Origin of the sequence: Streptomyces globisporus C-1027 (assembly GCF_000261345.2) — a bacterium.
Classification (GTDB): Bacteria; Actinomycetota; Actinomycetes; order Streptomycetales; family Streptomycetaceae; genus Streptomyces; species Streptomyces pakalii.
The window spans coordinates 1,388,272-1,413,195 of the sequence record NZ_CP013738.1; the positions used below are offsets into that span (position 1 = coordinate 1,388,272).

Below are 24,924 nucleotides of genomic sequence, written 5' to 3' on the forward strand. Positions count from 1 at the left end.
CCGCTCCCCCGCCGGGAGAGGGCTCAGGCGCCGGGGCGGGCCATGGCCTTGACGAAGGCGCGCTCCACGTCGGCGGTGGAGAGGACGCCGTAGATCTCGCCGGTCTCCTCGACGACCAGGTACTCGGTGGCGGGGGTCGCCTTGAGCCGGTCCAGGAGGGCTTCGCCGGCCAGTTCGGCGGGGACCTTCATGCCGTCGGTGAGGTCTTGGGCGAGGCCGCTGACGGCGACCCAGGGGCGGCGGTGCTCGGGGACGCCGACGATGGCGGCCTCGCGGACGACGCCCTTGGGGTTGCCCTGTCCGTCGACGACGACCAGGGCGCGGGCGCCGGCCTCGTTGGCCCGGCGCAGCGCTTCGGAGAGCGGGGTGGCGGACTCGACGGGGACGGCGCGGCGGGTCAGGGTGCGGGCCCTCAGGTCGGGCAGGTGCTCGCGGAGGCGGGCCATGCGCAGGCTGTTCCCGGCGCCGGTCCAGATGATGCCGGCGAGGATCGCGGCGAGCAGCGCGTCCATGACGGTCTCGACGCCGCCGATGTCCTGGGCGGTGCCGCCGAGGGCTCCGGTGTGGGTGAGCAGCGGCAGTCCGACGAGGACGGTGACGGCGAGGCCCCGGCCGACCCAGGCGGCGGCGATGGTGCCGCTCATGGGCTTGCCGGTGATCTTCCAGACGACGGCGCGGAGCATCCGGCCGCCGTCCAGCGGCAGCCCGGGCAGCAGGTTGAAAGCGGCCACGATGAGGTTGGAGATCATCAGGCCCGCGAGCAGGACGCCGGGGACGGTGCCGGGCTCGACGAGCTGCATCGCGCCGTAGAAGACGCCGCCGAGTACCAGGGACAGGAGCGGTCCGACGAAGGCGAGGACGAACTCCCGGCCGGGGGTCTCCGTCTCCTTCTCGATCTCCGAGACGCCGCCGAAGAACTGGAGCTGGATGCGGCGGACCGGGAGTTTGTAGCGCAGGGCGGCGACCGTGTGGGCCAGTTCGTGGACGAGCACGGAGGCGTAGAAGGCGATGGCGAAGAACAGGGCGACGAGGTAGCGGGCGCCGCCCAGCTCGGGCAGCACGCGGTCGAGCTGGCCGCCGAAGACCCAGGTGATGAGGGCGGCGACGACGAACCAGCTGGGGGCGACGTAGACGGGCACGCCGAAGGGGCGGCCCATGAGCAGGCCGCCGCCCGGCTCCGCGGGGCGTTTCGGTTTGCCGTTGTCCGGGTCGGTGCCGGGGGCCGTTCCCCCTGCGCCGGGCTGCGGCCGCCCGCTGTCGCCGCTGTCGTCCACGGGGTCCCTTCGGTTCGGTGCGTGGTCTGTGCCACGATCATGCAGTGTGCGAGGGTCTGCCGTCGATGGTATGCCGCTCGGTGTCAGTGGCGGGCCGTAGGGTCTTGAGACATGACCTCCGTGCCGCGGCCGCCTCAGCCGCCTTCGTCCCTGTCGCCGTCGCGGGCGAGCGATTTCATGCAGTGTCCTCTGCTCTACCGCTTCCGGGTCATCGACAAGCTGCCGGAGAAGCCCAGCGAGGCGGCTACCCGCGGCACGCTGGTCCATGCGGTGCTGGAGCGGCTCTTCGACGTCCCGGCGGCCGACCGTACGGCGCCCCGGGCGCGGGCGCTGATCCCCGGCCAGTGGGACCGGCTGCTGGAGTCGAAGCCGGAGCTGAGCGATCTGTTCGCCGAGGACGCCGAGGGTGAGCGCCTGACGCGTTGGCTGGGCGAGGCGGAGCGGCTGGTGGACCGGTGGTTCTCGCTGGAGGACCCGACGCGCCTTGAGCCGGCCGAGCGCGAGATGTTCGTCGAGACGGAGCTGGAGTCGGGGCTGCGGCTGCGCGGGGTGATCGACCGGGTGGACATCGCGCCGAGCGGTGAGGTCCGGATCGTCGACTACAAGACGGGCAAGGCGCCGCGGCCGGAGTATTCCGACGGGCCGCTGTTCCAGATGACGTTCTACGCGCTGGTGATCTGGCGGCTGAAGGGCGTGGTGCCGCGCCGCCTCCAGCTGGTCTATCTGGGCAGCGGGGACGTCATGACGTACGACCCGGTGGTGGCGGACCTGGAGCGGGTGGAGCGCAAGCTGCTGGCGCTGTGGGACGCGATCAGGCTGGCGACGGAGACCGGCGACTGGCGGCCCCGGCCGACGAAGCTGTGCGGCTGGTGCGACCACCAGGCGGTGTGTCCGGAATTCGGCGGGACTCCCCCGGTCTATCCGCTGTCGGTCCGCCCGGCGGGCCCGGGAGAGGATGACCAGGGCAGAATGGGACCGGTCCGGGCCGAGGCCGGCCGAGCCGTGGCCCTTGAGGGCCCTTAAGGAGTTCCTGTGGCGATCCGCGTCCTTCTGGTCGACGACCAGCCTCTGCTGCGCACCGGTTTCCGGATGATCCTGGAGGCGGAAGGCGATCTGGCGGTGGTCGGCGAGGCCGGTGACGGTCTGCAGGCCATCGATCAGGTGCGGGCGCTGCAGCCCGATGTGGTGCTGATGGACATCCGGATGCCGCGGATGGACGGGGTGGAGGCGACCCGTCAGATCACCGGCCCCGGGAAGGACGGCCCGGCGAAGGTGCTCGTTCTGACGACCTTCGATCTCGACGAGTACGTGGTGGAGGCGCTGCGCGCGGGGGCGAGCGGCTTCCTGCTGAAGGACGCCCCCGCGGCCGAGCTGGTGCAGGCGATCCGGGTGGTGGCGGCGGGCGAGGCGATGCTCGCGCCGAGCATCACGCGCCGGCTGCTGGACAAGTACGCGGACCATCTGCCGTCCGGCGAGGAGCCGGTGCCGGACGCCCTGCACACGCTGACGGACCGTGAGGTCGAGGTGCTGAAGCTGGTGGCGCGGGGGCTGTCGAACGCGGAGATCGCGGCGGAGCTGTTCGTCAGTGAGACAACGGTCAAGACGCATGTGGGCCATGTGCTCACGAAGCTCGGGCTGCGCGACCGGGTACAGGCCGCGGTATACGCGTACGAGAGCGGGCTGGTGCGCCCCGGCGCGCAGTAGCCCGGTTCGGCGCTCGCGCGAGGAAGTTCGCCCAGCACGACGCCGTCCGGCCCGCACCTCTCCTGTCGCGAGGAGGGTGCGGGCCGGACGGCGTCTGCGGTCGGGGCTCAGGCGCTGGGCCGGTTGAGCTCCCAGAGCTGGAGCTCGGAGGTGGCGCTGACGGAGCGCTCCACTCCGGCGATCCCGTCGCGGGAGGCGATGTACTGCTTGCCCTGCCAGATCGGGAGCACCGGCACATCGGTGGCGACGATGTCCTGGAGCTTCTCGTAGGTGGCGGCGGCTGCGGTGCGGTCGGCCTCGCGGCGGGACTGCGGGATGAGGACCTTCTCCGCCTCGGGCGACCGGTAGGGCGAGTTGAGGAAGTTGTTGGCGTCCAGGAAGGGCGCGGTGTAGTTGTCCGGGTCCGGGAAGTCGGGGAACCAGCCCATGCCGTAGGCCGCGTAGTCGCCGCGCTTCTGCTCGGGGCGGTACTTCGACCACTCCTTGCCCTGGACGGAGACGTCGAAGAGGCCCGACTTGTTCAGCTGCTGCTGGATGGCCTTGAACTCGGCGGCGGTGGCCGGGCCGTAGTGGTCGTTGGTGTAGTGCAGGGTGAACTTCACCGGCGTCTTGGTCCCGGCGTCGCGGAGGATCGCCGCGGCCTTGGCGGTGCTGGGCTCGCCGTACTTGTTGAAGAAGGCGTTGGTGTGCCCGGCGATGCTGGACGGGATCAGCGAGTAGAGGGGTTCGGCGGTGGTGCCGTACACCTTGCCCGCGATCTGGCCCCGGTCGATGATCTGCGCCATGGCCTGCCGGACGGGCTTGTCGACCACGGGGTCCTTGGTGTTGAACCCGAGGTAGCTGATGGCCAGTCCGGGCAGCTCGGTGAGGTCGATGCCCTCCTTCGGCTCCACCAGCATGTCCTGGGCCTGCTCGGGCGACATCGCCCGGGTCATCAGGTGGATCTTCTCCTCGTCGAGCGCCTTGCCCATGGCCTCGGCGTCGGGGAAGAGGTCCATCTCGACCTTGTCGTTGAGGACCTTCAGCTCGCCCTTGTACGAGGGGTTCTTCTCGAAGGCGATCTTGGCGACCCGGCCGTTCTCGACCTCGGGCTTCATGGTGTACGGCCCGGAGCCGTCGACCTGGAAGCCGGTGCGCGCCTCGTTCGCCGGGTACTGCGCCTTCGGGACGATGCCCGCGGCGGGGGTGGCGAGCTTGTACGGGAAGGTCGCGTCGGGCGTGTTCAGGTGGAAGATCACCTGGTCCTCGCCCTTGGTCTCGATCATGTCGATGTTGTCGAGCAGGCCGACCGGCCCGCTGTCCGCCTGAATGTCGATGACACGCTGGATGGAGTGCTTCACGTCCTCGGCGGTGACGGGCGTCCCGTCGGCGAAGGTGAGGCCCGCCCGCAGGGTGCAGCGGTAGCTCTCGTTCGCGGTGTCGGTGAAGGTGCAGCTGCGGGCGGCCTCGGGCACCGGCTCGCCACCGCCGTTGGGCACGGTGGTCAGGGTCTGCACGGTCTGCCGCAGGACGTTCCAGACGCCCGCGTCGTAGGCGATGGCCGGGTCGAGGGGCGCGGGGTTCTCCTTGGAGGCCACGAGCTGGTCCGTGGTGCCGACGACGATGGCGCCCTTGCCACCGGCGCCGCTGTCCGCGCTGCCGCAGGCGGCCAGCACGGGGGCGAGCAGGCCGACCACGGCCGGCAGCACCAGGGTCTTGCGGTTCATCTGGACGTTCTCCCTCATCCCGGCGGGTGAGGAATCCAAGTTAGTAGCCGTGGGTGAGCCCTCCGACCGCCCGACGAACGGTCCGCGCTCCCCCGGCACCCAGCGCGGCGGACATACGATCATCATTACGGACAGCTCACCCGTTTCGGTGGGGCGCCGGGGACTCGCGAGTGAGCAAGGTCACCCGTCCGACCTCTTCACAGAATCACCCTGCGAATGATCTACATCCACGGAACACTGCCGGAAAACACACGAAGGGGAGCAGGAAATCCACCGTTCGTTCACAAACGCGTGCTCGATCCGGTGATCAGCCCGCGGAGGAAGGCGAGGTCGACCTCTTCGAGGGAGCCGACGACCACGCGTCCGGCCGCCGGGGCGATGGGGGCGACGGACGGCACGGCGACGACCCGGCAGCCGGCGGCCTCGGCGGCGGCCACTCCGGTCGCGGTGTCCTCGATGACCGCGCAGCGCCAGGGGTCGGCGCCGAAGCCCGCGGCGGCGGTGAGGTAGGGCTCGGGGTGCGGCTTGGTCCGGGTGACCTCGTCCCCGGCGACCGTGAGCGCGAAGTGGTGACGGCCCACGGATTCCAGCACCCGGTCGATGATCCGGCGGTGGGAGGCCGAGACGAGTGCGGTGGGCACCTCGTACACGGCCAGCTCGGCGAGCAGCCGCTCGGCACCCGGCATCAGCGGCACACCCCGGCTGATGCGGTTCTCGAATCCGTCGTTGAGTAGCACCGTCAGCTCGTCCAGCCGGATGTCGGCGCCGGTGACGTCGATGAGGTAGCCGGCACTGCGCGACATCGGGCCGCCGACGACCACATCCCGCCAGGACTCGTCCAGGCGGTGTCCGAGGCCGGCGAAGACCTCCTTCTCGACGTCCCACCAGAAACCCTCGGTATCGACCAGGGTTCCGTCCATGTCGAGAAGGACCGCCTGCAGGGCGGCCTCTTCGGCCGTGCGGGTCAAGGACGCGGGGACCGTACTGGTCATCCGGCACACCTTCCGTAAGGGACGAGAAGGCCGGCCGCCATTCCCAGAAGTGGGAAGGCGACCGGCCTGCGCTGGACCGACCAGTGTACGACGTGTCGCCCCGCGGTGCGCGGCAGGCGCGTGAGCGCGGGGCGAAGTGCGTCCTACCGGGCGTTGAAGTACTTCGCCTCGGGGTGGTGGATGACGATGGCGTCGGTGGACTGCTCCGGGTGGAGCTGGAACTCCTCGGAGAGGTGCACGCCGATCCGCTCCGGCTGGAGCAGGTCGGCGATCTTGGTCCGGTCCTCCAGGTCCGGGCACGCCCCGTAACCGAGCGAGAACCGCGCGCCGCGGTACTTCAGCGCGAACATGTCCTCGACGTCGTCCGGGTCCTCCCCGCCGAAGCCCAGCTCGCTGCGGACCCGGGCGTGCCAGTACTCGGCGAGGGCTTCCGCGAGCTGGACGGAGAGGCCGTGCAGCTCCAGGTAGTCGCGGTAGGAGTTGGCGGCGAACAGCTCGGCGGTGGCCTCGCCGATCCGGGAGCCGACGGTGACGATCTGGAGGCCGATGACGTCCCTCTCGCCGGACTCCTCGGGGCGGAAGAAGTCGGCGAGGCAGAGGCGGCGGCCGCGGCGCTGGCGCGGGAAGGTGAAGCGGGTGCGCTCGGAGCCGTCCTCGTGGAGGAGGATCAGGTCCTCGCCCTTGGAGACGCAGGGGAAGTAGCCGTAGACGACGGCGGCTTCCAGGAGGTTGTTGGACTGGAGGTGGTCGAGCCAGCCGCGCAGGTGCGGGCGTCCCTCGGTCTCCGCCAGCTCCTCGTACGTCGGTCCGTCGCCGGTCCTGGCCTGCTTGAGGCCCCACTGGCCCTTGAACAGGGCGCCCTCGTCGAGCCAGGAGGCGTATTCCTTGAGCGGGATGCCCTTGATGACGCGGGTACCGCGGAAGGGCGGCTCGGGGATCGGGTTGGTGATGGAGACGTCCGAGCGCACCGAACCCTCGGGCTCCTTGACCTCCAGGACGGCGGTGTCGATGTTCTTCTTGGGTACCCGGCGCTGCTTCAGCTCGGGCAGGGCCGCGCCCGGCACGCCGCGCTTGACGCCGATGAGGGCGTCCATGAGGCGCAGCCCCTCGAAGGCGTCGCGGGCGTAGCGGACCTCACCCTCGTAGATCTCGTGCAGGTCCTGCTCGACGTAGGCCCGAGTGAGCGCGGCGCCGCCGAGGATGACCGGGAAGTCGGCGGCCATCTTGCGCTGGTTGAGCTCCTGGAGGTTCTCCTTCATGATCACGGTCGACTTCACCAGGAGACCTGACATGCCGATGACGTCGGCGCGGTGTTCCTCGGCGGCTTCGAGGATCGCGGAGACGGGCTGCTTGATGCCGAGGTTGACGACGTTGTAGCCGTTGTTGGAGAGGATGATGTCGACGAGGTTCTTGCCGATGTCGTGGACGTCGCCGCGGACGGTGGCGAGCACGATGGTGCCCTTGCCCTCGTCGTCGGACTTCTCCATGTGCGGCTCCAGGTGGGCCACCGCGCTCTTCATGACCTCGGCGGACTGGAGAACGAACGGCAGCTGCATCTGGCCGGAGCCGAACAGCTCGCCGACGACCTTCATGCCTTCCAGCAGGGTGTTGTTGACGATGTCGAGGGCGGGGGTGTCCTGGAGGGCCTCGTCGAGGTCGGCCTCCAGGCCGTTCTTCTCGCCGTCGATGATGCGGCGCTGCAGCCGCTCGTCGAGCGGGAGGGCCATCAGCTCCTCGGCCTTGCCCGCCTTCATCGACTTCATGTTGACGCCCTCGAACAGCTCCATGAGCTTCTGGAGGGGGTCGTAGCCCTCGGCGCGGCGGTCGTAGATCAGGTCGAGGGCGACCTTGACCTGCTCCTCCTCCAGCCGGGCGATCGGCAGGATCTTCGAGGCGTGCACGATCGCGGAGTCCAGGCCCGCCTTGACGCACTCGTCGAGGAAGACGGAGTTCAGCACGACACGGGCGGCCGGGTTGAGGCCGAAGGAGATGTTGGAGAGGCCCAGCGTGGTCTGGACGTCGGGGTGGCGCTGCTTCAGCTCGCGGATGGCCCCGATGGTGGCGATGCCGTCGCCGCGGGACTCCTCCTGGCCGGTGCAGATGGTGAAGGTCAGGGTGTCGATGAGGATGTCCGACTCGCGGATGCCCCAGTTGGTGGTCAGGTCCTCGATCAGCCGCTCGGCGATGGCGACCTTGTGCTCGATCGTGCGGGCCTGGCCCTCCTCGTCGATGGTCAGGGCGATCAGGGCGGCGCCGTGCTCGGCGGCCAGGGCGCTGACCTGCGCGAAGCGGGACTCGGGGCCGCCGCCGTCCTCGAAGTTCACCGAGTTCAGCACGGCCCGGCCGCCGAGCTTCTCCAGCCCGGCGCGCAGGACGGGCAGCTCGGTGGAGTCCAGCACGATCGGCAGGGTGGAGGCGGTCGCGAAGCGGCCGGCCAGCTCGGTCATGTCGGCGACGCCGTCGCGGCCCACGTAGTCGACGCAGAGGTCGAGCATGTGCGCGCCCTCGCGGATCTGGTCGCGGGCCATCTCCACGCAGTCGTCCCAGCGGGCCTCCAGCATGGCCTCGCGGAACTTCTTGGAGCCGTTGGCGTTGGTGCGCTCCCCGATGGCCAGATAGGCGGTGTCCTGGCGGAAGGGGATGTGCTGGTAGAGGGAGGCGGCGCCGGGCTCGGGGCGCGGGTCGCGCTCGGTCGGGGTCAGCTCGCGGGCCCGCTCGACGACGACCCGCAGGTGCTCGGGGGTCGTACCGCAGCAGCCTCCGATGAGGGAGAGGCCGTAGTCCCGGACGAAGTGCTCCTGGGAGTCGGCGAGACCCTCGGGGCCGAGCGGGAAGTGCGCGCCGTCCTTGGTCAGGACGGGCAGGCCGGCGTTGGGCATGCACATCAGGGGCGTACGGGAGTGGCGGGCGAGGTAGCGCAGGTGCTCGCTCATCTCGTCCGGGCCGGTCGAGCAGTTCAGCCCGATCAGGTCGATGCCCAGCGGCTCCAGGGCGGTCAGGGCCGCGCCGATCTCGGAGCCGAGGAGCATGACGCCCGTGGTCTCGAAGGCGAGGGAGCAGATCAGCGGCACCTGGAGGCCGAGGGCGTCCATCGCGCGGCGGGCGCCGATGATGCTGGCCTTGGTCTGCAGGAGGTCCTGGGTGGTCTCGACGATCAGCGCGTCCGAGCCGCCCGCGAGGAGGCCCTCGGCGTTCTGCTGGTAGCCGTCGCGCAGGATGTCGTACGTGGTGTGGCCGAGCGAGGGCAGCTTGGTGCCGGGGCCGATCGAACCGAGGACCCAGCGCTGGCGGCCGTCCTTCGCGCCGAACTCGTCGGCGACCTCGCGGGCGATCCGGGCGCCGGACTCGGAGAGCTCGAAGATCCGGTCGGCGATCTCGTACTCGTTGGCGGCGGAGTGGTTCGCGCCGAAGGTGTTGGTCTCGACGCAGTCGACGCCGACCGCGAAGTACTCCTCGTGGACCGAGCGCACGATGTCGGGCCGGGTGAGGTTGAGGATCTCGTTGCAGCCTTCGAGGTTCTCGAAGTCCTCCAGCGTGGGGTCCTGTGCCTGGAGCATGGTGCCCATCGCCCCGTCGGCCACCACCACGCGGGTGGCGAGTGCCTCTCGGAGTGCTTCTGCGCGGGTCCGGCTGTCGGCGGCGGATGTCGGCAACGAGGCCATGGATGATCTCCCAGGGATGCGACGGCTGTCGGCTTTGCGTCCTTCTTGGGGAAGGCGCACTCCGTCAGCGTAGCCGGACACCTCGACGCGTGGTCGGTTCGTCCATGAGGCGGACTGCATGCTGTGCGGGTGCGGGCGCGCCGGGCCGCCGGGAGGAGACTTTCCCCGGAGTCCGGCACAGGTCGGCATCGACCGATAGTGTTCAGCATTGTCGAACCGAGGTGGAGGAGTACGGCGCGATGGCCAAGAACATCCAGTCGCTGGAGCGGGCGGCCGCGATGCTGCGTCTGCTGGCGGGCGGCGAGCGCCGGCTCGGGCTCTCCGACATCGCCTCCTCGCTGGGGCTGGCCAAGGGCACCGCGCACGGCATTCTGCGCACCCTTCAGCTGGAGGGCTTCGTCGAGCAGGACGCGGCGTCGGGCCGCTATCAGCTGGGCGCGGAGCTGCTGCGGCTCGGCAACAGCTATCTGGACGTGCACGAGCTGCGGGCGCGCGCCCTGGTCTGGACCGACGACCTGGCCCGCTCCAGCGGCGAGAGCGTCCACCTCGGGGTGCTGCACCAGCACGGCGTACTGATCGTCCACCACGTCTTCCGGCCCGACGACAGCCGCCAGGTGCTGGAGGTGGGGGCGATGCAGCCGCTGCACTCCACGGCGCTGGGCAAGGTGCTGTCCGCGTACGACCCGGTGGCGCACAGCGAGGTCATGGAGGCGGAGCGCCGCTCCTTCACCGGGCGCACCGTCACCGAGGCCGACGCGTTCGAGTCGATGCTCGACCTGATCCGGGCCCAGGGCTGGGCGGCCGACGCCGAGGAGACCTGGGAGGGCGTCGCCGCCGTGGCCGCCCCCGTGCACGACCGGCGCAGGATGCCGGTGGGTGCGGTCGCCGTGACCGGCGCGGTGGAGCGCGTGGCCCCGGGCGGCACGCTGCGCCCCGAGCTGATCGCGGCCGTACGGGACTGCGCCCGCGCGGTCTCCCGGGATCTGGGCGCCGGGCGCTTCTGAGGCTCGGCCCGCCCGCACCCGCCACTCCGGCCCGGCACACGCCCGGCTCGGCCCGCACCCTCCGGCTCAGCCCGGCGCGTCCGGGCCCGGCCCGCCCATGCACCGCCACATCCGACACCGGCCGGTAACGATCCCGTCGCACACCGAGTCGTGGACCACAGAACCCTTGACGCTTCCTTCACTTCGGGGAAACACTGCCGTTCAACGGTCGGCATTGTCGAACGCCTAACGGCAATACGCGTTAGGGTGTGACAGTGCCAAGGGCCGGTCAAGCCCTTACAGATGGGCTGCCCACGCTTCGTGGATACCCATCTGGGGCGCGGAACACCGGCGGGACCGGTGATCCGCTCTCCCCTGGACGAAGGACAAAGGAGTCGCGGGTGTCCAGCTCCGACATTTTCATCGGCGAGACCATAGGTACCGCCGTACTCATCCTGCTCGGCGGCGGTGTCTGTGCCGCCGTCACGCTGAAGAGCTCGAAGGCCCGGAACGCGGGCTGGCTGGCCATCACCTTCGGGTGGGGCTTCGCCGTGCTGACCGGCGCCTACCTCGCCGGCGGCGTATCGGGCGCCCACCTCAACCCCGCGGTCACGATCGGCCTGGCCATCCAGGGCGGCACGGAGTGGGGCGACGTCCCCCTCTACCTCGGTTCGCAGCTGCTCGGCGCGATGATCGGCGCCCTGCTGGTCTGGGCGGTCTACTACGGCCAGTTCCACGCCCACCTGACCGACCCGGAGATCGTCGGCACCAAGTCCACCGACGAGGGCATGGTCGACCAGACCGCCGCCCCGAAGGCGGGCCCGGTGCTCGGGATCTTCTCCACCGGTCCCGAGATCCGCAACGGCGTGCAGAACGTCGTCACCGAGATCATCGCGACGACCGTGCTGGTCCTGGCGATCCTCACCCAGGGCCTCAACGACGGGGGCAACGGCATCGGCGTGCTCGGCGCGCTGATCACCGCCCTGGTCGTCGTCGGTATCGGCCTCTCGCTCGGCGGCCCGACCGGCTACGCCATCAACCCGGTCCGCGACCTCGGTCCGCGCATCGTGCACGCCCTGCTGCCGCTGCCGAACAAGGGTGGTTCGGACTGGGGCTACGCGTGGGTACCCATCGTGGGTCCGCTCGTCGGGGGCGCACTCGCCGGCGGGCTCTACAACCTCGCCTTCGCCTAGCCGCTCGCCCATCACCTCACAGACTTCCGGGAGCACACCGTGACCGACGCACACACCACCGGCACCCATGGCACCGGGCCGTTCATCGCGGCCATCGACCAGGGCACCACCTCCAGCCGCTGCATCGTCTTCGACAAGGACGGCCGGATCGTCTCCGTCGACCAGAAGGAGCACGAGCAGATCTTCCCGAAGCCGGGCTGGGTCGAGCACGACGCGACCGAGATCTGGGAGAACGTCCAGGAGGTCGTCGCCGGGGCCATCGTCAAGGCCGGCATCACCTCCGCCGACGTCAAGGCGATCGGCATCACCAACCAGCGCGAGACCACGCTGATGTGGGACAAGAACACCGGTGAGCCGGTGCACAACGCCCTGGTCTGGCAGGACACCCGCACCGACGCGCTCTGCAAGGAGCTCGGCCGCAACGTGGGCCAGGACCGGTTCCGCCGCGAGACCGGGCTGCCGCTCGCCTCGTACTTCGCGGGCCCCAAGGTGCGCTGGCTGCTCGACAACGTCGAGGGGCTGCGCGAGCGCGCCGAGCGCGGCGACATCCTCTTCGGCACCATGGACTCCTGGGTCATCTGGAACCTCACCGGCGGCACCGACGGCGGCGTCCACGTCACCGACGTCACCAACGCCTCGCGCACCCTCCTGATGAACCTGCACCGGATGGAGTGGGACGAGAAGATCCTCTCCTCCATCGGCATCCCGGCCGAGGTACTCCCCGAGATCCGCTCCTCGGCCGAGGTCTACGGCAATGCCAAGGGCGGCATCCTGGACGGCGTCCCGGTCGCCTCCGCACTCGGTGACCAGCAGGCGGCACTGTTCGGCCAGACCTGTTTCGCCGAGGGCGAGGCCAAGTCCACGTACGGCACCGGCACCTTCATGCTGATGAACACCGGCTCCACCCCGGTGAACTCGTACAACGGGCTGCTCACCACCGTCGGCTACCAGATCGGCGACCAGCCCCCGGTGTACGCGCTGGAGGGCTCCATCGCGGTCACCGGTTCGCTGGTGCAGTGGATGCGCGATCAGATGGGCCTGATCAAGTCGGCCGCCGAGATCGAGACGCTGGCCTCCTCGGTCGAGGACAACGGCGGCGCGTACTTCGTGCCCGCCTTCTCGGGCCTGTTCGCCCCCTACTGGCGCCCCGACGCCCGTGGCGTCATCACCGGTCTCACCCGTTACGTCACCAAGGCGCACATCGCCCGTGCCGTCCTGGAGGCCACCGCCTGGCAGACCCGCGAGATCAGCGACGCCATGACGAAGGACTCCGGCGTCGAGCTGACCGCGCTCAAGGTCGACGGCGGCATGACGTCCAACAACCTGCTGATGCAGACGCTCGCCGACTTCCTGGACGCGCCGGTGGTGCGCCCGATGGTCGCCGAGACCACCTGCCTCGGCGCCGCCTACGCCGCCGGTCTCGCCGTCGGCTTCTGGCCGGACACCGACGCGCTGCGCGCCAACTGGCGCCGGGCCGCCGAGTGGACACCCCGCATGGACGCGGACACCCGTGCCCGCGAGTACAAGAGCTGGCTCAAGGCCGTCGAACGGACCATGGGCTGGGTCGAGGACGAAGAAAGCTGACGAGGAGCATCACCATGACCACCCTGCAGAGCGTTCCCGCCCTCGGAACGCACCCGGCCTCCGGCTCGCTGCCGAGCCGCGCCGAGACCCGGGACCAGCTGTCCCGGGCCACGTACGACCTCCTGGTCATCGGCGGCGGCATCCTGGGCATCTCCACCGCCTGGCATGCCGCGCAGTCCGGGCTGCGGGTGGCTCTGGTGGACGCCGGCGACTTCGCCGGCGCCACCTCCTCCGCCTCCTCCAAGCTCCTCCACGGCGGTCTGCGCTACCTCCAGACCGGTGCGGTGAAGCTGGTCGCGGAGAACCACTTCGAGCGGCGCGCGGTCTCCCGCGAGGTGGCCCCGCACCTGGCCAACCCGCTCACCTTCTACCTGCCCGTCTACAAGGGCGGCCCGCACGGCGCGGCCAAGCTCGGCGCGGGCGTCTTCGCCTACTCCGCGCTCTCCGCGTTCGGCGACGGCGTCGGCCACGTCATCTCCCCGGCCAAGGCCCAGCGCGATGTGCCCGAGCTGCGCACGGACGACCTGAAGGCGGTCGCGGTCTACCGCGACGACCAGATGAACGACGCCCGCATGGCGCTGATGACGGTCCGCGCGGCCGTCGACGCGGGCGCGGTCGTCCTCAACCACGCGGCCGTCACCGGGCTGCGCTTCACCCGGGGCCGGGTCACCGGCGCCGAGCTGAAGGACAGCACCGACGGCACCGAGTTCGGTGTCGACGCCCGGCTCGTGCTCAACGCCACCGGCCCCTGGGTCGACCACCTCCGGAAGATGGAGGACCCGAACGCGGCCCCCTCCATCCGCCTCTCCAAGGGCGCGCACCTGGTCCTCAAGCGGACCCGGCCGTGGCGGGCGGCGCTGGCCACCCCGATCGACAAGTACCGCATCACGTTCGCGCTGCCGTGGGAGGACATGCTGCTCCTCGGCACGACGGACGAGGAGTACGAGGGCGATCCGGCGGACGTCTCGGTGACCGAGGCCGACACCGCGCAGATCCTCGACGAGGCGGCGTTCTCGATCAAGGACCAGCAGCTCTCGCGCGATCTGATCACCTACTCGTTCGCCGGTCTGCGGGTGCTGCCCGGCGGTCCGGGTGACACCTCCAAGGCCAAGCGCGAGACGGTCGTCACCGAAGGCCGCGGCGGGATGCTGTCGGTCGCGGGCGGCAAGTGGACGACCTTCCGCCACATCGGCCGTACGGTCATGAACAAGCTGGCCGCCCTGCCCGGGCACCCGCTGGCCGAGGACATGGAGCCGATGAGCCGGCTGCCGCGGAAGCTGCCGCTCCCCGGTATCGCCAACCCGAACGCGGTCGCCCACCGGCTGCTCATCGACGGCCCCGCCCCCGGCCCGCGCATGGCCCCGGACACCGCCCGGCACCTGGCCACGCACTACGGCTCGCTCGCCTTCGACATCGCCCGGCTGGCGAACGAGAACCCGGAGCTGGCCGAGCGCGTCCACCCGGACGCCCCGGAGATCTGGGCGCAGGTCGCCTACGCCCGGGACCACGAGTGGGCCGAGACGGCGGACGACGTGCTGCGCCGCCGGACCACGCTGACCATCCGGGGCCTGGCGACGGACGACGTCCGCGAGGGCGTCGAGAAGCTGCTGGCCGACCGCGACTGACCCACCGGACCCACCCCCCACGGGTACGGGAACGGGGGCGGCTTCCTCACGGGAGCCGCCCCCGTTCCCGTACCCGCAGGACACCGGCCGGGTGCCACACTCCCGCCATACGCGTGCAACGTGCCGCGGGGACAGTGGAGTTCATGCGATTCTCCGTGCTCTCCCTGATCGGTCACGATCCGCACCCGCTGACCGGTGACCTGCCCGCAGCCGCCGATCGGTTCGAAGAAGTGATCGATACGGCCTCGGTGGCGGAGAGGCTCGGCTTCGACGCCTACTCCGTCGGCGAACGGCACGCGGGCGCCTTTCTCTCCTCCAGCCCGAACGTGGTGCTGGGCGCCATCGCGGCCCGGACGAGCGCCATCCGGCTGCTGACCGGTGTGACGGTCGTCGCGATCCTCGATCCGGTCCGGGTGGCGGAGGACTTCGCGACGCTCGACCAGATCTCCCGGGGCCGGGTCGAACTGGTCGTCGGCAAGGGCGCGGAGGCGGGCCACTTCGACCTGTTCGGTCTGGAGGAGGAACGGCAGTGGGACCTCCAGAAGGAGAAGTACGAGCTGCTGCGCCGGCTCTGGACCGAGGAAGGCGTCGACTGGGAGGGCGAGTTCCGGCCGCCGCTGAAGAACGTGACGACCGTGCCGCGTCCGTACGACGGTCTCCCCCGGATCTGGCACGGCTCGGCCACCAGCCTCAACTCCCCGGAGCTGGCGGCCAAACACGGCGATCCGCTGTTCACCGCGAACGCCATCCAGCCCCGTGAGGCGTACGCGAAGCTCATCGCCCACTACCGCGAGCGGTTCGAGGCGTACGGGCACGATCCGGCGGACGCGAAGGTCGCGGCGGGATCGGGCGGGCTGCTCATCGCGGACAGCTCGCAGGCGGCCGTCACGCGGTACAAGGAGCTGTACGAGGCGCGGGTGCGGCAGACGTTCAAGCCGCATCTGGCGGGCAAGGCCGGCTACAACACGCCCTTCCGCACGATCGAGGAGGCGATCGAGGGCGGCCCGCAGCTGATCGGCAGTCCGCAGCAGATCATCGACAAGATCCTCGGCTGGCACGAGGTGTACCGCCACGATCTCCAGTCGATCACCGTGGACGGCTTCGGGCTGGGCCGTCCTGAGCAGGTGGAGACGCTCCAGCGGTTCGCGGAGGAGATCGCCCCGGTGGTGCGGCGGGAGGCGCCGTCCTCGCTGCGGGACTGATCGAACAGTGTTCACCCGGCCGTGCAAGGGGGCTGCGGCCGGGGGCCCGGGAAGCCGTAAGGTTGCTCCGTACGAATGGAGACATCGGAAGGAGGCCCGGGTGATCGAGCTCGAGTCGGTGCCCGAGCTGGTCGACCCGGTCATGGTGGCCGCGTTCGAAGGCTGGAACGACGCCGGGGACGCCGCCTCCACAGCGGTCGGTCATCTGGACCGGGAGTGGAAGGGCGAGGTGTTCGCGGCGCTGGACGCCGAGGACTACTACGACTTCCAGGTCAACCGGCCCACCGTGTGGCTGGACGGCAACACACGGAAGATCACCTGGCCGACGACACGGCTGTCCGTGGTGCGGGTGGGCGGCGAGAAGCCCCGCGACCTGGTCCTGGTGCGCGGGATCGAACCGTCGATGCGCTGGCGGTCGTTCTGCAACGAGATCCTCGGCTTCGCCCATGAGCTGGGCGTCGAAATGGTCGTCATCCTGGGCGCGTTGCTCGGTGACACCCCGCACACCCGGCCGGTGCCGGTGAGCGGGGTCACCTCCGACGCGGACCTGGCGCGGACGATGGACCTGGAGGAGACGCGGTACGAGGGCCCCACGGGCATCGTCGGAGTCCTCCAGGAGGCGTGCACGCACGCCGGGGTGCCCGCGGTCAGCCTGTGGGCTGCGGTCCCGCACTACGTGTCGCAGCCGCCGAACCCGAAGGCGACGCTGGCCCTGCTGAACCGTCTTGAGGACCTGATCGGGCTGCGCATCCCGCTGGGCGAACTGCCCGAGGACGCGCGCGCCTGGCAGCTCGGGGTCGACCAGCTGGCCTCGGAGGACAGCGAGGTCGCGGAGTACGTGCAGACGCTGGAGGAGGCGCGGGACACCGCGGAGCTGCCCGAGGCGTCCGGCGAGGCGATCGCCCGCGAGTTCGAGCGGTATCTGCGGCGGCGGGACGGCGGTCCCGGGCAGGGGCCGGGCGGCCACGCCACGGAGACCGGGGACGTCTCCTATCTGCGCGATCCGTCCAGCGGCCGCACCCGCCCGCCGAAGCCGCCGCGCCCGGAGACGGGACGCGGGAAGGCCTCCGACGACAAGGAGGCCAGGGGGTCTGACGACGCGTCGGGGTCCGACGGCGAGGAAGGCTCCGGCGGCCGTCCCGAGGAGGACGGCGAGAGCTGAGGGATGAACGACGGGGCGCCGCACGGGAGATGATCCCGCGCGGCGCCCCTGTTCCTGAGGGTCCCGGTGCGGCTCAGGCGCAGTGGAACTTCGCCGCCGCCCAGTCGCCGTGGTCCCCCGTCTTGGACCCGTTGGTGTCGGTGACCTTCAGCCGTACCTGGCGTACGCCGTCGAGCTTCACGTCCACCGGCACGGTCGCCGAGGCGCCGGTCAGCTTCGGTGAGGTCCACAGCACCTTGCCGTCACCCTCCACGGAGAACGCGACCTCTCCGTAGCCGTCGATCTCGTCGTCGATCCCGACGTCGGCCGTGAACGCCGTGCAGCGGCCGCCGAGATGGACGGCGATGTCGGAGTCGGCGTGGGTGCCGATCCCCTTCTCGTACGTCTTCCCCGCGAGCGTCAGCGTCTTCCCGTCGTCGGCACCCGACTCCCCGTTGGAGCGGTCGCGTTCGGCGGGGCCGTAGCCGTTGGTCTCGGAGAGCCAGACCAGATCGCTCGCCCAGGCCTCGCCCTCGGGGGCCGGTGGCAGGACGGACACGGCGAGCCGCTGCTGACTCGTGCGGGTCTCCCCGGCGGTCCGGTATCGGGCAAGCGCCGTCAGCCGGGTCTCGCGCACCTCGGCGTCCTTCGCCGGGGTGAGCGCCACCTCGACCCGGCGGGTGGCACCGGCCGGGATGCGGCCCGGGACCTTCGCAGTGGCGGTCTGCCAGCCCTCGGGGACCTGGAGGGAGACCGTGGTGTCGGTGAGGTCGGACCGGCCCGCGGTCACGTCGACCTGGACCGTGCCGGGGGTGCCCGCTCCGGCCTCCTGGCCCGTGGGGGCGGTGAGGGCGGCGGCCGCCGAGGCCTTCTTGCCGCCGACCGCGCTGGTGCCCAGGAGCTTGACCGTGAACTTCTTCGCGGTGCTCAGGGGCGCCGTCTTCACGTGCACCACGCCGCCCCGGTCGTCACGGTCGTACCACCAGCCCTGGCGGGCCTTGTCGTACGCGGCCTTCGAGGTCAGCTCCGGCAGCGTCCGGTCCAGCTTCACCGCGCGCGGCTCGGAGCCGGTGTGGACGGTGAACTCGTAGGGGCGGGCGGTCTGTTTGCCGGTGAAGCTGCCCTTGCTCTCGTTGATCGTGACGGAGACGTCGCCCGCGCCGTGCTTCGGGGCCCGGACGTCGGCGCGCTGGGTGGCGTACTTCCCGTCGCGGTGCCGGCGGGTGACGCCGTCGTCCTCGTAGAGGGTGAAGGAGGTGTTCCCCTGCGGGTAGACGTCCCAGGCCAGCGGGGAGTCGGCGGTGCGGTCACGGTACGAGCGGATGCCCGGCCACATCGGGACGGCCGCGCCCGCCTTCACGAAGAGCGGCAGGGTGTCGAGCGGGGCGCTGTAGGAGTCGATGGTGGTGGGGCCCTCGTAGGTGCGGCCGCTCCAGTAGTCGATCCAGGTGCCCTGGGGGAGGTAGATGTCCTTGCGCTCGGTGGTGTCCTGGTAGACGGGCGCCACGAGGAAGTGCTCGCCGGAGAGGAACTCGTACTTCGCGGCCTCCGTCGACGCCTTCGGGTCGTCGGGGTATTCGAGGACCAGCGGGCGGACCATGCCCACTCCGGTCTTGGTGGCCTCGTGGGCGTAGCTGTACTGGTAGGGCAGCAGCGACTCCTTGAGCTTGAGGTAGTCGCGGTTGACCGAGGTGTACGGCTCGCCGTAGCGGAAGGGCTGCTTGTCCATGGGGGCCCAGCCGTCCATGGTCATCGTGGTGCCGAGGAACATCTTCCACTGGAGGTCGCGGGTGTACGTCTTGGCGCTGCCGCCGAAGATCCCGTCGACGTCACCGGTGGTGTAGGCGAGACCGGACATGGTGGCGCCCGCGTAGGTGGGGATCTGCCAGCGGATGTACTCCCAGGTGCCGGACTGGTCGCCGGACCACTGGACTCCGCAGCGCTGTGCGCCCGCCCAGCTCTCGGGGGCCCAGGTGAAGCCGCGGGCGTCGCTGTGGTCCTCGATGCCCTGGTAGGCGTCCTTGCAGGCGTCGAGGGCGAACTTGTAGCCGGGGCCGACCCAGGCGACGTCCAGCTTGGCGACCCGCTGGCCGGCCTTGACCTGGGCTTCGAGGTTCTCGATGCCGTCCTCGGTCCACAGGCCCAGCTCCATCTTGCGGTCCTTCAGCCCTTGGGCGGTCTCCTCCAGGTCCTCGTAGCCGCAGCCGTAGCCGTCGTTGACGAGCATCCAGCCGTTGGGCATGTCGTTCTCGACGTAACCGTCGGCGACCTTCAGCGAGTCCAGGGTGCGGCGCTCGCCCCGGTTGGCGTTGTGGAGGTAGCAGTCGGCATCACCGATCTCCATGCCGTAGACGGGCGGCAGGAAGGGTTTGCCGGTGAGGTCGGTGTACTGCCCGATGACGTCCTTGGCGGCGTCGGCCCCCTCGCCCGCGAAGTAGTAGGCGTCGAAGCGCTGTTCCTTCGCACTGGTCGTCACCGGGTCGGTGAACGCGTAGGTGCCCGGGGCATAGGTGTTGCGGAAGACGCCGTAGCCGGCCGACGAGAGGTAGAACGGCACGGAGTTGGGGTGGCCTCCGTCGTCCCAGTTGTAGTCGACGGCGACCTCGACGGTCTTGTCGCGGTGGGTGGTGTTGCCGCGGCCGTTCTGCATCCCGGCCCCGTAGAACTGCTCACCGGCGCCCCGGGCCAGCGTCTGGACGGTCTTCTCGCCGGTCCAGCTGAGGCCCTTCGTCTCGGACCAGATGCGGCTGCCGTCCGCCCGGTGCAGGGCGAAGCGCAGCGGCTTCTTGTAGGCCCGCAGGGTGACCTCGCCCGTCGACAGCTCGTAGCGGTCGCCGCGCTCCTTCCAGCGGGTCCGGGGCGGCTCGCCCTGCGGCAGGACGATGTCGTCGCCGGTGGGGTCGGTGAACTTCCCGTCGGGGGCGAGCTCGATGCGGAAGGTCTCGTCCGAGACGAAGCTGACCCGGGCCTCGGCCTGCCCGGCGGTCAGCCGGTAGACCGCTCCGTCCGCGCGGAAGCCGGTCACGTCCCCGACGGTGGTGGTCTCCGTGCTCTCCGGCGGGGCCTCGTCGGCGTGGGCCCCGCCGGGCCCCGAGAGGGCTGCGAGCAGCCCGAGCAGTGCAGCAACCACTGCCGCTCTCATGCGCGTTGATGTTTGCATAGAAGGCTTTTAGCGCAACTTCGAGCACATGACCATGGACAAAAAGGAACCGGCCCCGAACTTCGTAGAGAAGTCCGAGGCCGGTTCAAGCCATCGGGCGGGCGGGGGAACCGCCTACAGCGCGACCCCCAGCAGGGCGTCGACCGTACGCGAGACGAGGCCGGGCGCGCCCTCGTCGGTGCCGCCCTCCGCGCCCTGGAGCGCGGCCCAGCGGTCCACCGCGGCGAGCGCGGCGGGGCTGTCCAGATCGTCGGCGAGGGCTGCGCGGACCTCCTCGACCAGCGCGTCGGCGGACGGCCCGTCGGGGCGCGAGACGGCCGCCCGCCAGCGCGCGAGGCGCTCGACGGCGTCGGCCAGCACCTGGTCGGTCCACTCCCAGTCGGAGCGGTAGTGGCGGGAGAGCAGCGCGAGCCGGATGGCCGCCGGGTCCACGCCGTCGCGGCGCAGCGCAGAGACGAAGACCAGGTTGCCGCGCGACTTGGACATCTTCTCGCCGTCCAGGCCCACCATGCCCGCGTGGACGTAGGCCTGGGCGAAGGGGTGCTCGCCGGTCAGCGCCTGGGCGTGCGACGCGCCCATCTCGTGGTGCGGGAAGGCGAGGTCCGAGCCGCCGCCCTGGATGTCGAAGCCCATGCCGAGGTGGTCCAGCGCGATGGCGACGCACTCGATGTGCCAGCCCGGGCGGCCGTCGCCCAGGGAGGCCCCGTCCCAGCTCGGCTCGCCCGGGCGGGCGGCCATCCAGAGCATCGGGTCGAGGGGGTTCTTCTTTCCGGGGCGCTCCGGGTCGCCGCCGCGCTCGGCGGAGAGCAGGCGCATCGCCTCGGCGTCGAGGCCGGAGACCTCGCCGAAGTGCGGGTCGGCGTCGACGGAGAAGTAGGTGTCGCCGTCCAGGTCGTAGGCGGCGCCCGCGTCCCGGAGGCGTTCGACGAGGGGCACGATGCCCGGTATGGCCTCGACCGCTCCGATGTAGTGCCGCGGGGGCAGCATCCGCAGGGCGGTCATGTCCTCGCGGAAGAGTGCCGTCTCGCGCTCCGCGAGCTCGGTCCAGTCCTGACCGTCGCGCACGGCCCGCTCCAGCAGCGGATCGTCCACGTCGGTCACGTTCTGGACGTAGTGAACCTGCCGCTTGGTGTCGAGCCACACGCGCTGAACGAGGTCGAACGCGTTGTAGGTCGCCGCATGACCCATGTGGGTCGCGTCGTACGGCGTGATGCCGCAGACGTAGATGCGGGCGACGGGACCGGGGTCAAGGGTGATCCGTCCGCCGGTCGCGGTGTCGTGGATCCGAAGGTCGCGGCCCTTGCCGGGCAGGGCGGGGACCTCAGAAGCGGGCCAGGCATGCATGTCATGAGCGTAACCGGACGTTGCTTCCGGATACGAACCGGCTCCGCAAACCTGTCCGAAGAGGCCCTCTTGCGTGCAACGCCCGGCAGGGGCTAGAGCGCAGGGCGCCGACTACACCGGGGGCCAGGGAATCGGCGGCCACTGGCCGCTCGGCTTCGGGTGCACGGCACTCTTGAGCAGCCCGTCGACCCGCTCCCGCAGGGCCTCCAGCTCGGCCGGGGTGATGAGTTCGGCCATCCGGGTGGCGAGGCCGGCGCCCGGCGCCAGCTCGGCGGCGAGCCGGCCCAGTACCGCCAGGGCCTCCTCGGTGAGCGGTTCGCCCGCCCAGCCCCAGAGCAGGGTCCGCAGCTTGTCGTCGGCGTTGAAGGTGACCCCGTGGTCGATGCCGAAGAGCCGCCCGCCGGACGCGGGCAGCAGATGGCCGCCCTTGCGGTCGCCGTTGTTGATCACCGCGTCCAGCACCGCGAGCCGCCGCAGCCGAGGGTCGTCCGCGTGCACCAGCAGCGCGGTTCTCCCCTCCCCCACGTCCGCGAAGCCCACGGCCTTCCACCCGTCGCCCGGCTCCTCGCCCTCGACGAGCGCCAGCAGCTCCGGGGCGTCCTCACCGTCCTCGGGCCCGTCGATCCAGAGCTGGACCATGCCTTGCCCGTACGGCCCGTCCCGCAGCACGGTCGGCGGCACGAGGTCCCAGCCGGTCACCCGGGAGATCTCGTACGCGGCGACCTCCCGCTGGGCGAGGGTGCCGTCCGGGAAGTCCCAGAGCGGCTGCTCCCCCGCGACCGGCTTGTAGGCGCAGGTGCGCTCCTCGCCGTCGTACGCCACCGTGCAGTGCAGCACCGCGTTGGACGCCCCGCCGACCTGCCCGAGGACGGTGAGCGTGCCCTCGGTGAGCAGGGTGAGCAGCTGGGGGTCGGTCAGGCTCCGCGACGGTATCCGTTCTGGCGCGGGCATACGTGTCCTTCCGGATCGAGCGGCAGGCTGCACAGCGGGCACGGCGGGCGGCCGGCGTTGACGACGTCCAGGGCCCGCTTGGCGAAGGCCCGGGCCTGGCCGCCGCTGAGCCGGACGCGGAGCATCGGCGGGCCGTTCTCCTCGTCCTGGAGGAGCTTCTCCTCGGCCTCCGCGAGGTCGTCCTCGGAGTCGGCGTCGAGCTCGACGAGGGCCTGCGCCTCGACGATCATGCGCTGTTCCTCGCCGTCCCAGGCCAGGGCCATGGTGCCGACCCGGAACTCCTCCTCGACGGGCACGTCGAGCGGGGCGGTGTCGGCGACGTCGGTGGGCGCCACGGCGGGCACCGGGGAGTTGCCGCCGGTGCGGCGTACGACCTCGTCGAGCAGTTCGTCGATCCGCTCGGCGAGCGCGGCGACCTGGGTCTTCTCCAGGGCCACGCTGGTGACCCGGCCCTGGGAGGACGCCTGCAGGAAAAACGTACGGCGGCCAGGCAGCCCGACCGTACCGGCCACGAATCGGTCCGGTGGGTCGTAGAGGAACACCTGACGGGACACGTCCTGCTCCCTTGAGCTTCGATGGTGGTTGGCGGCGCTACGGCGCGTCCACCCTACTGCCCGGAGCGATCACGGCGCGCCCGCGCCGCCCCCGACCGTCGCGTCCGCCGAACCGTCACCGGCGGGGGACGCGGCGGCGTCCGCGCCGACGGCGTGTTCGCGGGGCGCCAGGGAGTCGAGGTCGCCGGTGTCGCCGAGCCTGAGGAGGAAGGGCCGCAGCCGGGTGTAGCGGATCGCGGTGACCGAACAGGGGTCGACGTGGATGCGCTGGAAGAGGTCCAGGTGCATGCCCAGGGCGTCGGCGACGAGGGACTTGATGATGTCGCCGTGCGAGCACATGACGTACGTGGCGTCCTCGCCGTGCTCCGCCTCGACGCGCTCGTTCCAGTCGCGGACGGCGTCGACGGCGCGGGCCTGCATGGCACGCATGGACTCACCGCCGGGGAAGGCCGCGGCGGAGGGGTGCTGCTGGACGACCGACATCAGCGGCTCGTCGGCGAGTTCGGCGAGCTTCCGGCCCGACCAGTGGCCGTAGTCGCACTCGCTGATCCGGTCCTCGGTGTGCAGGGGCAGATCCGGGCGCGCGTCGAGGAGCGGCTGGAGCGTCTGCCGGCAGCGCTCCAGGGGGCTGCTGACGGCGAGGACCGGGACGACGGCGGCGAGCCGGCCGGGCAGGGCCGCGGCCTGTGCGGCGCCGCGTTCGTCGAGAAGGACGCCGGGGGTGCGGCCCGCGAGCACCCCGGCGGTGTTGGCGGTGGACCGTCCGTGGCGTACGAGGATCAGCGTGGGCATACCCGCCAGCGTACGTCCGAGGTGCGTGGGGACGGGTTCACGGGGAAGAATGCCCGCCGTGATCGTGGACTGTGCCATCTACCGGGACGGGCGCCGCACCGAACGGCCCGACGACTTCTCCGACGCCCTGGACGAGGCGCGGGCCTCGCACGACGCGTTCCTGTGGATCGGGCTGCACGAGCCGACGGAGGAGGAGTTCGACCTCGTACGGGACGAGTTCGGGCTGCACCCGCTGGCCGTCGAGGACGCGCTGCGGGCACACCAGCGGCCCAAGCTGGAGGTGTACGACGACTCCCTGTTCGTGGTGCTCAAGCCGATCGTCTACGAGCCCGAGAGCGACACCGTCAGCGCCGACGAACTGATGGTCTTCATAGGGGACGCGTTCGTGGTGACGGTCCGGCACGGCGAGGGCGCCCCGCTGGCGGCCGTGCGCAAGCGGCTGGAGGCCGAGCCCGAGGTCCTGAAGCACGGCCCGACGGCGGTGCTGTACGCGGTCAGCGACGCGGTCGTGGACCACTACATGGACGTGGCCGGCGAGCTCCAGGTGGACCTGGAGGAGCTGGAGGCGCAGGTCTTCGCGCCGACCGGCTCCGGTGACTCGAAGAACACCGCCGCCCGGATCTACACCTTCAAACGGCAGGTGCTGGAGTTCCGCCGGGCGGCCGGTCCGCTGACGGCGCCGATGGCCCGGCTCTCGGCCGCGGGCGTGCCGTTCGTCCACGAGCACGCGCAGCCGTTCTTCCGGGACGTGGCCGACCACCTGACCCGCGCCAACGAGCAGGTGGAGGGGCTGGACCGGCTGCTCTCGGACATCCTGTCGGCGCATCTGGCGCAGATGGGGGTGCGGCAGAACGACGACATGCGCAAGATCTCCGCCTGGGCGGCGATGGCCGCCGTGCCGACGATGGTGGCGGGCATCTACGGGATGAACTTCGACCACATGCCGGAGCTGCACTGGCCGTGGACGTACCCGGCGGTGGTCGCGCTGATGGGCTTCGCGGTGTACGGGCTGTACCGGCTGTTCAAGCGGCGCGGCTGGCTCTAGCGGCCCGGGGCA

The 24,924-nt window shown here is 70.9% G+C and carries 18 protein-coding genes; 9 read left to right on the forward strand and 9 right to left on the reverse strand.

The features are described from left to right. Positions 1–23: 23 nt before the first annotated feature. The gene (locus tag WQO_RS06015; protein ID WP_010057113.1) at positions 24–1,274 is read right to left on the reverse strand and encodes a site-2 protease family protein; all 1,251 of its coding nucleotides are present in this window, start codon (positions 1,272–1,274) and stop codon (positions 24–26) included. A gap of 177 nt (positions 1,275–1,451) precedes the next feature. Between WQO_RS06015 and WQO_RS06020 the strand changes: the two genes are divergently transcribed. After that, a complete protein-coding gene (locus tag WQO_RS06020) occupies positions 1,452–2,297 on the forward strand; it encodes a RecB family exonuclease (protein ID WP_010057112.1) in 846 nt (281 codons plus the stop codon). A 9-nt stretch (positions 2,298–2,306) separates the two neighbouring features. After that, entirely contained in the window at positions 2,307–2,978 is a 672-nt protein-coding gene (locus WQO_RS06025) for a response regulator (RefSeq protein ID WP_006123389.1), read from the forward strand. 107 nt (positions 2,979–3,085) lie between these two features. Here WQO_RS06025 and WQO_RS06030 read toward each other — a convergent pair whose 3' ends face one another. The 3 genes from WQO_RS06030 to metH all read right to left on the reverse strand — a co-directional run bounded on the left by WQO_RS06030 (position 3,086) and on the right by metH (position 9,338). Then, entirely contained in the window at positions 3,086–4,684 is a 1,599-nt protein-coding gene (locus tag WQO_RS06030) for an ABC transporter substrate-binding protein (protein WP_010057111.1), read from the reverse strand. Positions 4,685–4,965: 281 nt separating this feature from the next. Continuing rightward, a complete protein-coding gene (locus WQO_RS06035) occupies positions 4,966–5,676 on the reverse strand; it encodes an HAD family hydrolase (RefSeq protein ID WP_010057110.1) in 711 nt (236 codons plus the stop codon). A 143-nt stretch (positions 5,677–5,819) separates the two neighbouring features. Continuing rightward, on the reverse strand, positions 5,820–9,338 hold the full coding sequence (gene metH, locus WQO_RS06040) for a methionine synthase (RefSeq protein WP_010057108.1): 3,519 nt from the start codon (positions 9,336–9,338) through the stop codon (positions 5,820–5,822). Between the two features lie 239 nt (positions 9,339–9,577). Between metH and WQO_RS06045 the strand changes: the two genes are divergently transcribed. The 6 genes from WQO_RS06045 to WQO_RS06070 all read left to right on the forward strand — a co-directional run bounded on the left by WQO_RS06045 (position 9,578) and on the right by WQO_RS06070 (position 17,087). Beyond that, the gene (locus tag WQO_RS06045; RefSeq protein ID WP_006123393.1) at positions 9,578–10,342 is read left to right on the forward strand and encodes an IclR family transcriptional regulator; all 765 of its coding nucleotides are present in this window, start codon (positions 9,578–9,580) and stop codon (positions 10,340–10,342) included. A 380-nt stretch (positions 10,343–10,722) separates the two neighbouring features. Then, the gene (locus tag WQO_RS06050; protein ID WP_010057105.1) at positions 10,723–11,514 is read left to right on the forward strand and encodes an MIP/aquaporin family protein; all 792 of its coding nucleotides are present in this window, start codon (positions 10,723–10,725) and stop codon (positions 11,512–11,514) included. A gap of 39 nt (positions 11,515–11,553) precedes the next feature. Further along, entirely contained in the window at positions 11,554–13,098 is a 1,545-nt protein-coding gene (gene glpK, locus WQO_RS06055; protein WP_010057104.1) for a glycerol kinase GlpK, read from the forward strand. A gap of 14 nt (positions 13,099–13,112) precedes the next feature. Then, positions 13,113–14,723 (forward strand): glycerol-3-phosphate dehydrogenase/oxidase, encoded by a 1,611-nt coding sequence (locus WQO_RS06060; protein WP_010057102.1) that lies wholly within the window; start codon positions 13,113–13,115, stop codon positions 14,721–14,723. A gap of 143 nt (positions 14,724–14,866) precedes the next feature. Next, entirely contained in the window at positions 14,867–15,925 is a 1,059-nt protein-coding gene (locus WQO_RS06065) for an LLM class flavin-dependent oxidoreductase (protein ID WP_010057101.1), read from the forward strand. A 100-nt stretch (positions 15,926–16,025) separates the two neighbouring features. After that, entirely contained in the window at positions 16,026–17,087 is a 1,062-nt protein-coding gene (locus tag WQO_RS06070; RefSeq protein ID WP_010057100.1) for a PAC2 family protein, read from the forward strand. Between the two features lie 73 nt (positions 17,088–17,160). Here the strand turns inward: WQO_RS06070 and WQO_RS06075 are convergent, their stop codons facing one another. The 5 genes from WQO_RS06075 to WQO_RS06095 form a co-directional block, all read right to left on the reverse strand. Further along, complete coding sequence (locus WQO_RS06075) at positions 17,161–20,226, reverse strand: NPCBM/NEW2 domain-containing protein (protein ID WP_029181974.1); 3,066 nt, start codon at positions 20,224–20,226, stop codon at positions 17,161–17,163. Positions 20,227–20,340: 114 nt separating this feature from the next. Further along, on the reverse strand, positions 20,341–21,570 hold the full coding sequence (gene mshC / locus WQO_RS06080) for a cysteine--1-D-myo-inosityl 2-amino-2-deoxy-alpha-D-glucopyranoside ligase (protein ID WP_010057098.1): 1,230 nt from the start codon (positions 21,568–21,570) through the stop codon (positions 20,341–20,343). Between the two features lie 111 nt (positions 21,571–21,681). Continuing rightward, positions 21,682–22,521 carry an SCO1664 family protein gene (locus tag WQO_RS06085; protein WP_010057096.1) on the reverse strand — a complete coding sequence of 280 codons (840 nt, stop codon included), beginning with the start codon at positions 22,519–22,521 and terminating at the stop codon, positions 21,682–21,684. After that, positions 22,485–23,075, reverse strand: a complete 591-nt coding sequence (locus tag WQO_RS06090; protein WP_010057095.1) for a DUF3090 domain-containing protein — start codon at positions 23,073–23,075, stop codon at positions 22,485–22,487. Before WQO_RS06090 ends, WQO_RS06085 begins: the two co-directional genes overlap by 37 nt. Before the next feature lie 69 nt (positions 23,076–23,144). Continuing rightward, positions 23,145–23,867, reverse strand: coding sequence for a histidine phosphatase family protein (locus WQO_RS06095; RefSeq protein WP_010057094.1), 723 nt, complete (start codon positions 23,865–23,867; stop codon positions 23,145–23,147). 49 nt (positions 23,868–23,916) lie between these two features. Here WQO_RS06095 and corA point away from each other — a divergent pair, with 49 nt between their 5' ends. Further along, positions 23,917–24,912 (forward strand): magnesium/cobalt transporter CorA, encoded by a 996-nt coding sequence (gene corA, locus WQO_RS06100; protein WP_010057093.1) that lies wholly within the window; start codon positions 23,917–23,919, stop codon positions 24,910–24,912. The last annotated feature ends 12 nt before the right edge of the window (positions 24,913–24,924 follow it).

Coding starts and splice junctions, on each gene's coding strand:
- WQO_RS06020 (WP_010057112.1), top strand. CDS start 1,452: ATGCAGTGTCCTCTGCTCTACCGCTTCCGGGTCATCGACAAGCTGCCG.
- WQO_RS06030 (WP_010057111.1), bottom strand. CDS start 4,684: ATGAACCGCAAGACCCTGGTGCTGCCGGCCGTGGTCGGCCTGCTCGCC.
- WQO_RS06035 (WP_010057110.1), bottom strand. CDS start 5,676: ATGACCAGTACGGTCCCCGCGTCCTTGACCCGCACGGCCGAAGAGGCC.
- metH (WP_010057108.1), bottom strand. CDS start 9,338: ATGGCCTCGTTGCCGACATCCGCCGCCGACAGCCGGACCCGCGCAGAA.
- WQO_RS06045 (WP_006123393.1), top strand. CDS start 9,578: ATGGCCAAGAACATCCAGTCGCTGGAGCGGGCGGCCGCGATGCTGCGT.
- WQO_RS06060 (WP_010057102.1), top strand. CDS start 13,113: ATGACCACCCTGCAGAGCGTTCCCGCCCTCGGAACGCACCCGGCCTCC.
- WQO_RS06065 (WP_010057101.1), top strand. CDS start 14,867: ATGCGATTCTCCGTGCTCTCCCTGATCGGTCACGATCCGCACCCGCTG.
- WQO_RS06075 (WP_029181974.1), bottom strand. CDS start 20,226: ATGCAAACATCAACGCGCATGAGAGCGGCAGTGGTTGCTGCACTGCTC.
- mshC (WP_010057098.1), bottom strand. CDS start 21,570: ATGCATGCCTGGCCCGCTTCTGAGGTCCCCGCCCTGCCCGGCAAGGGC.
- WQO_RS06085 (WP_010057096.1), bottom strand. CDS start 22,521: ATGCCCGCGCCAGAACGGATACCGTCGCGGAGCCTGACCGACCCCCAG.
- WQO_RS06095 (WP_010057094.1), bottom strand. CDS start 23,867: ATGCCCACGCTGATCCTCGTACGCCACGGACGGTCCACCGCCAACACC.
- corA (WP_010057093.1), top strand. CDS start 23,917: ATGCCCGCCGTGATCGTGGACTGTGCCATCTACCGGGACGGGCGCCGC.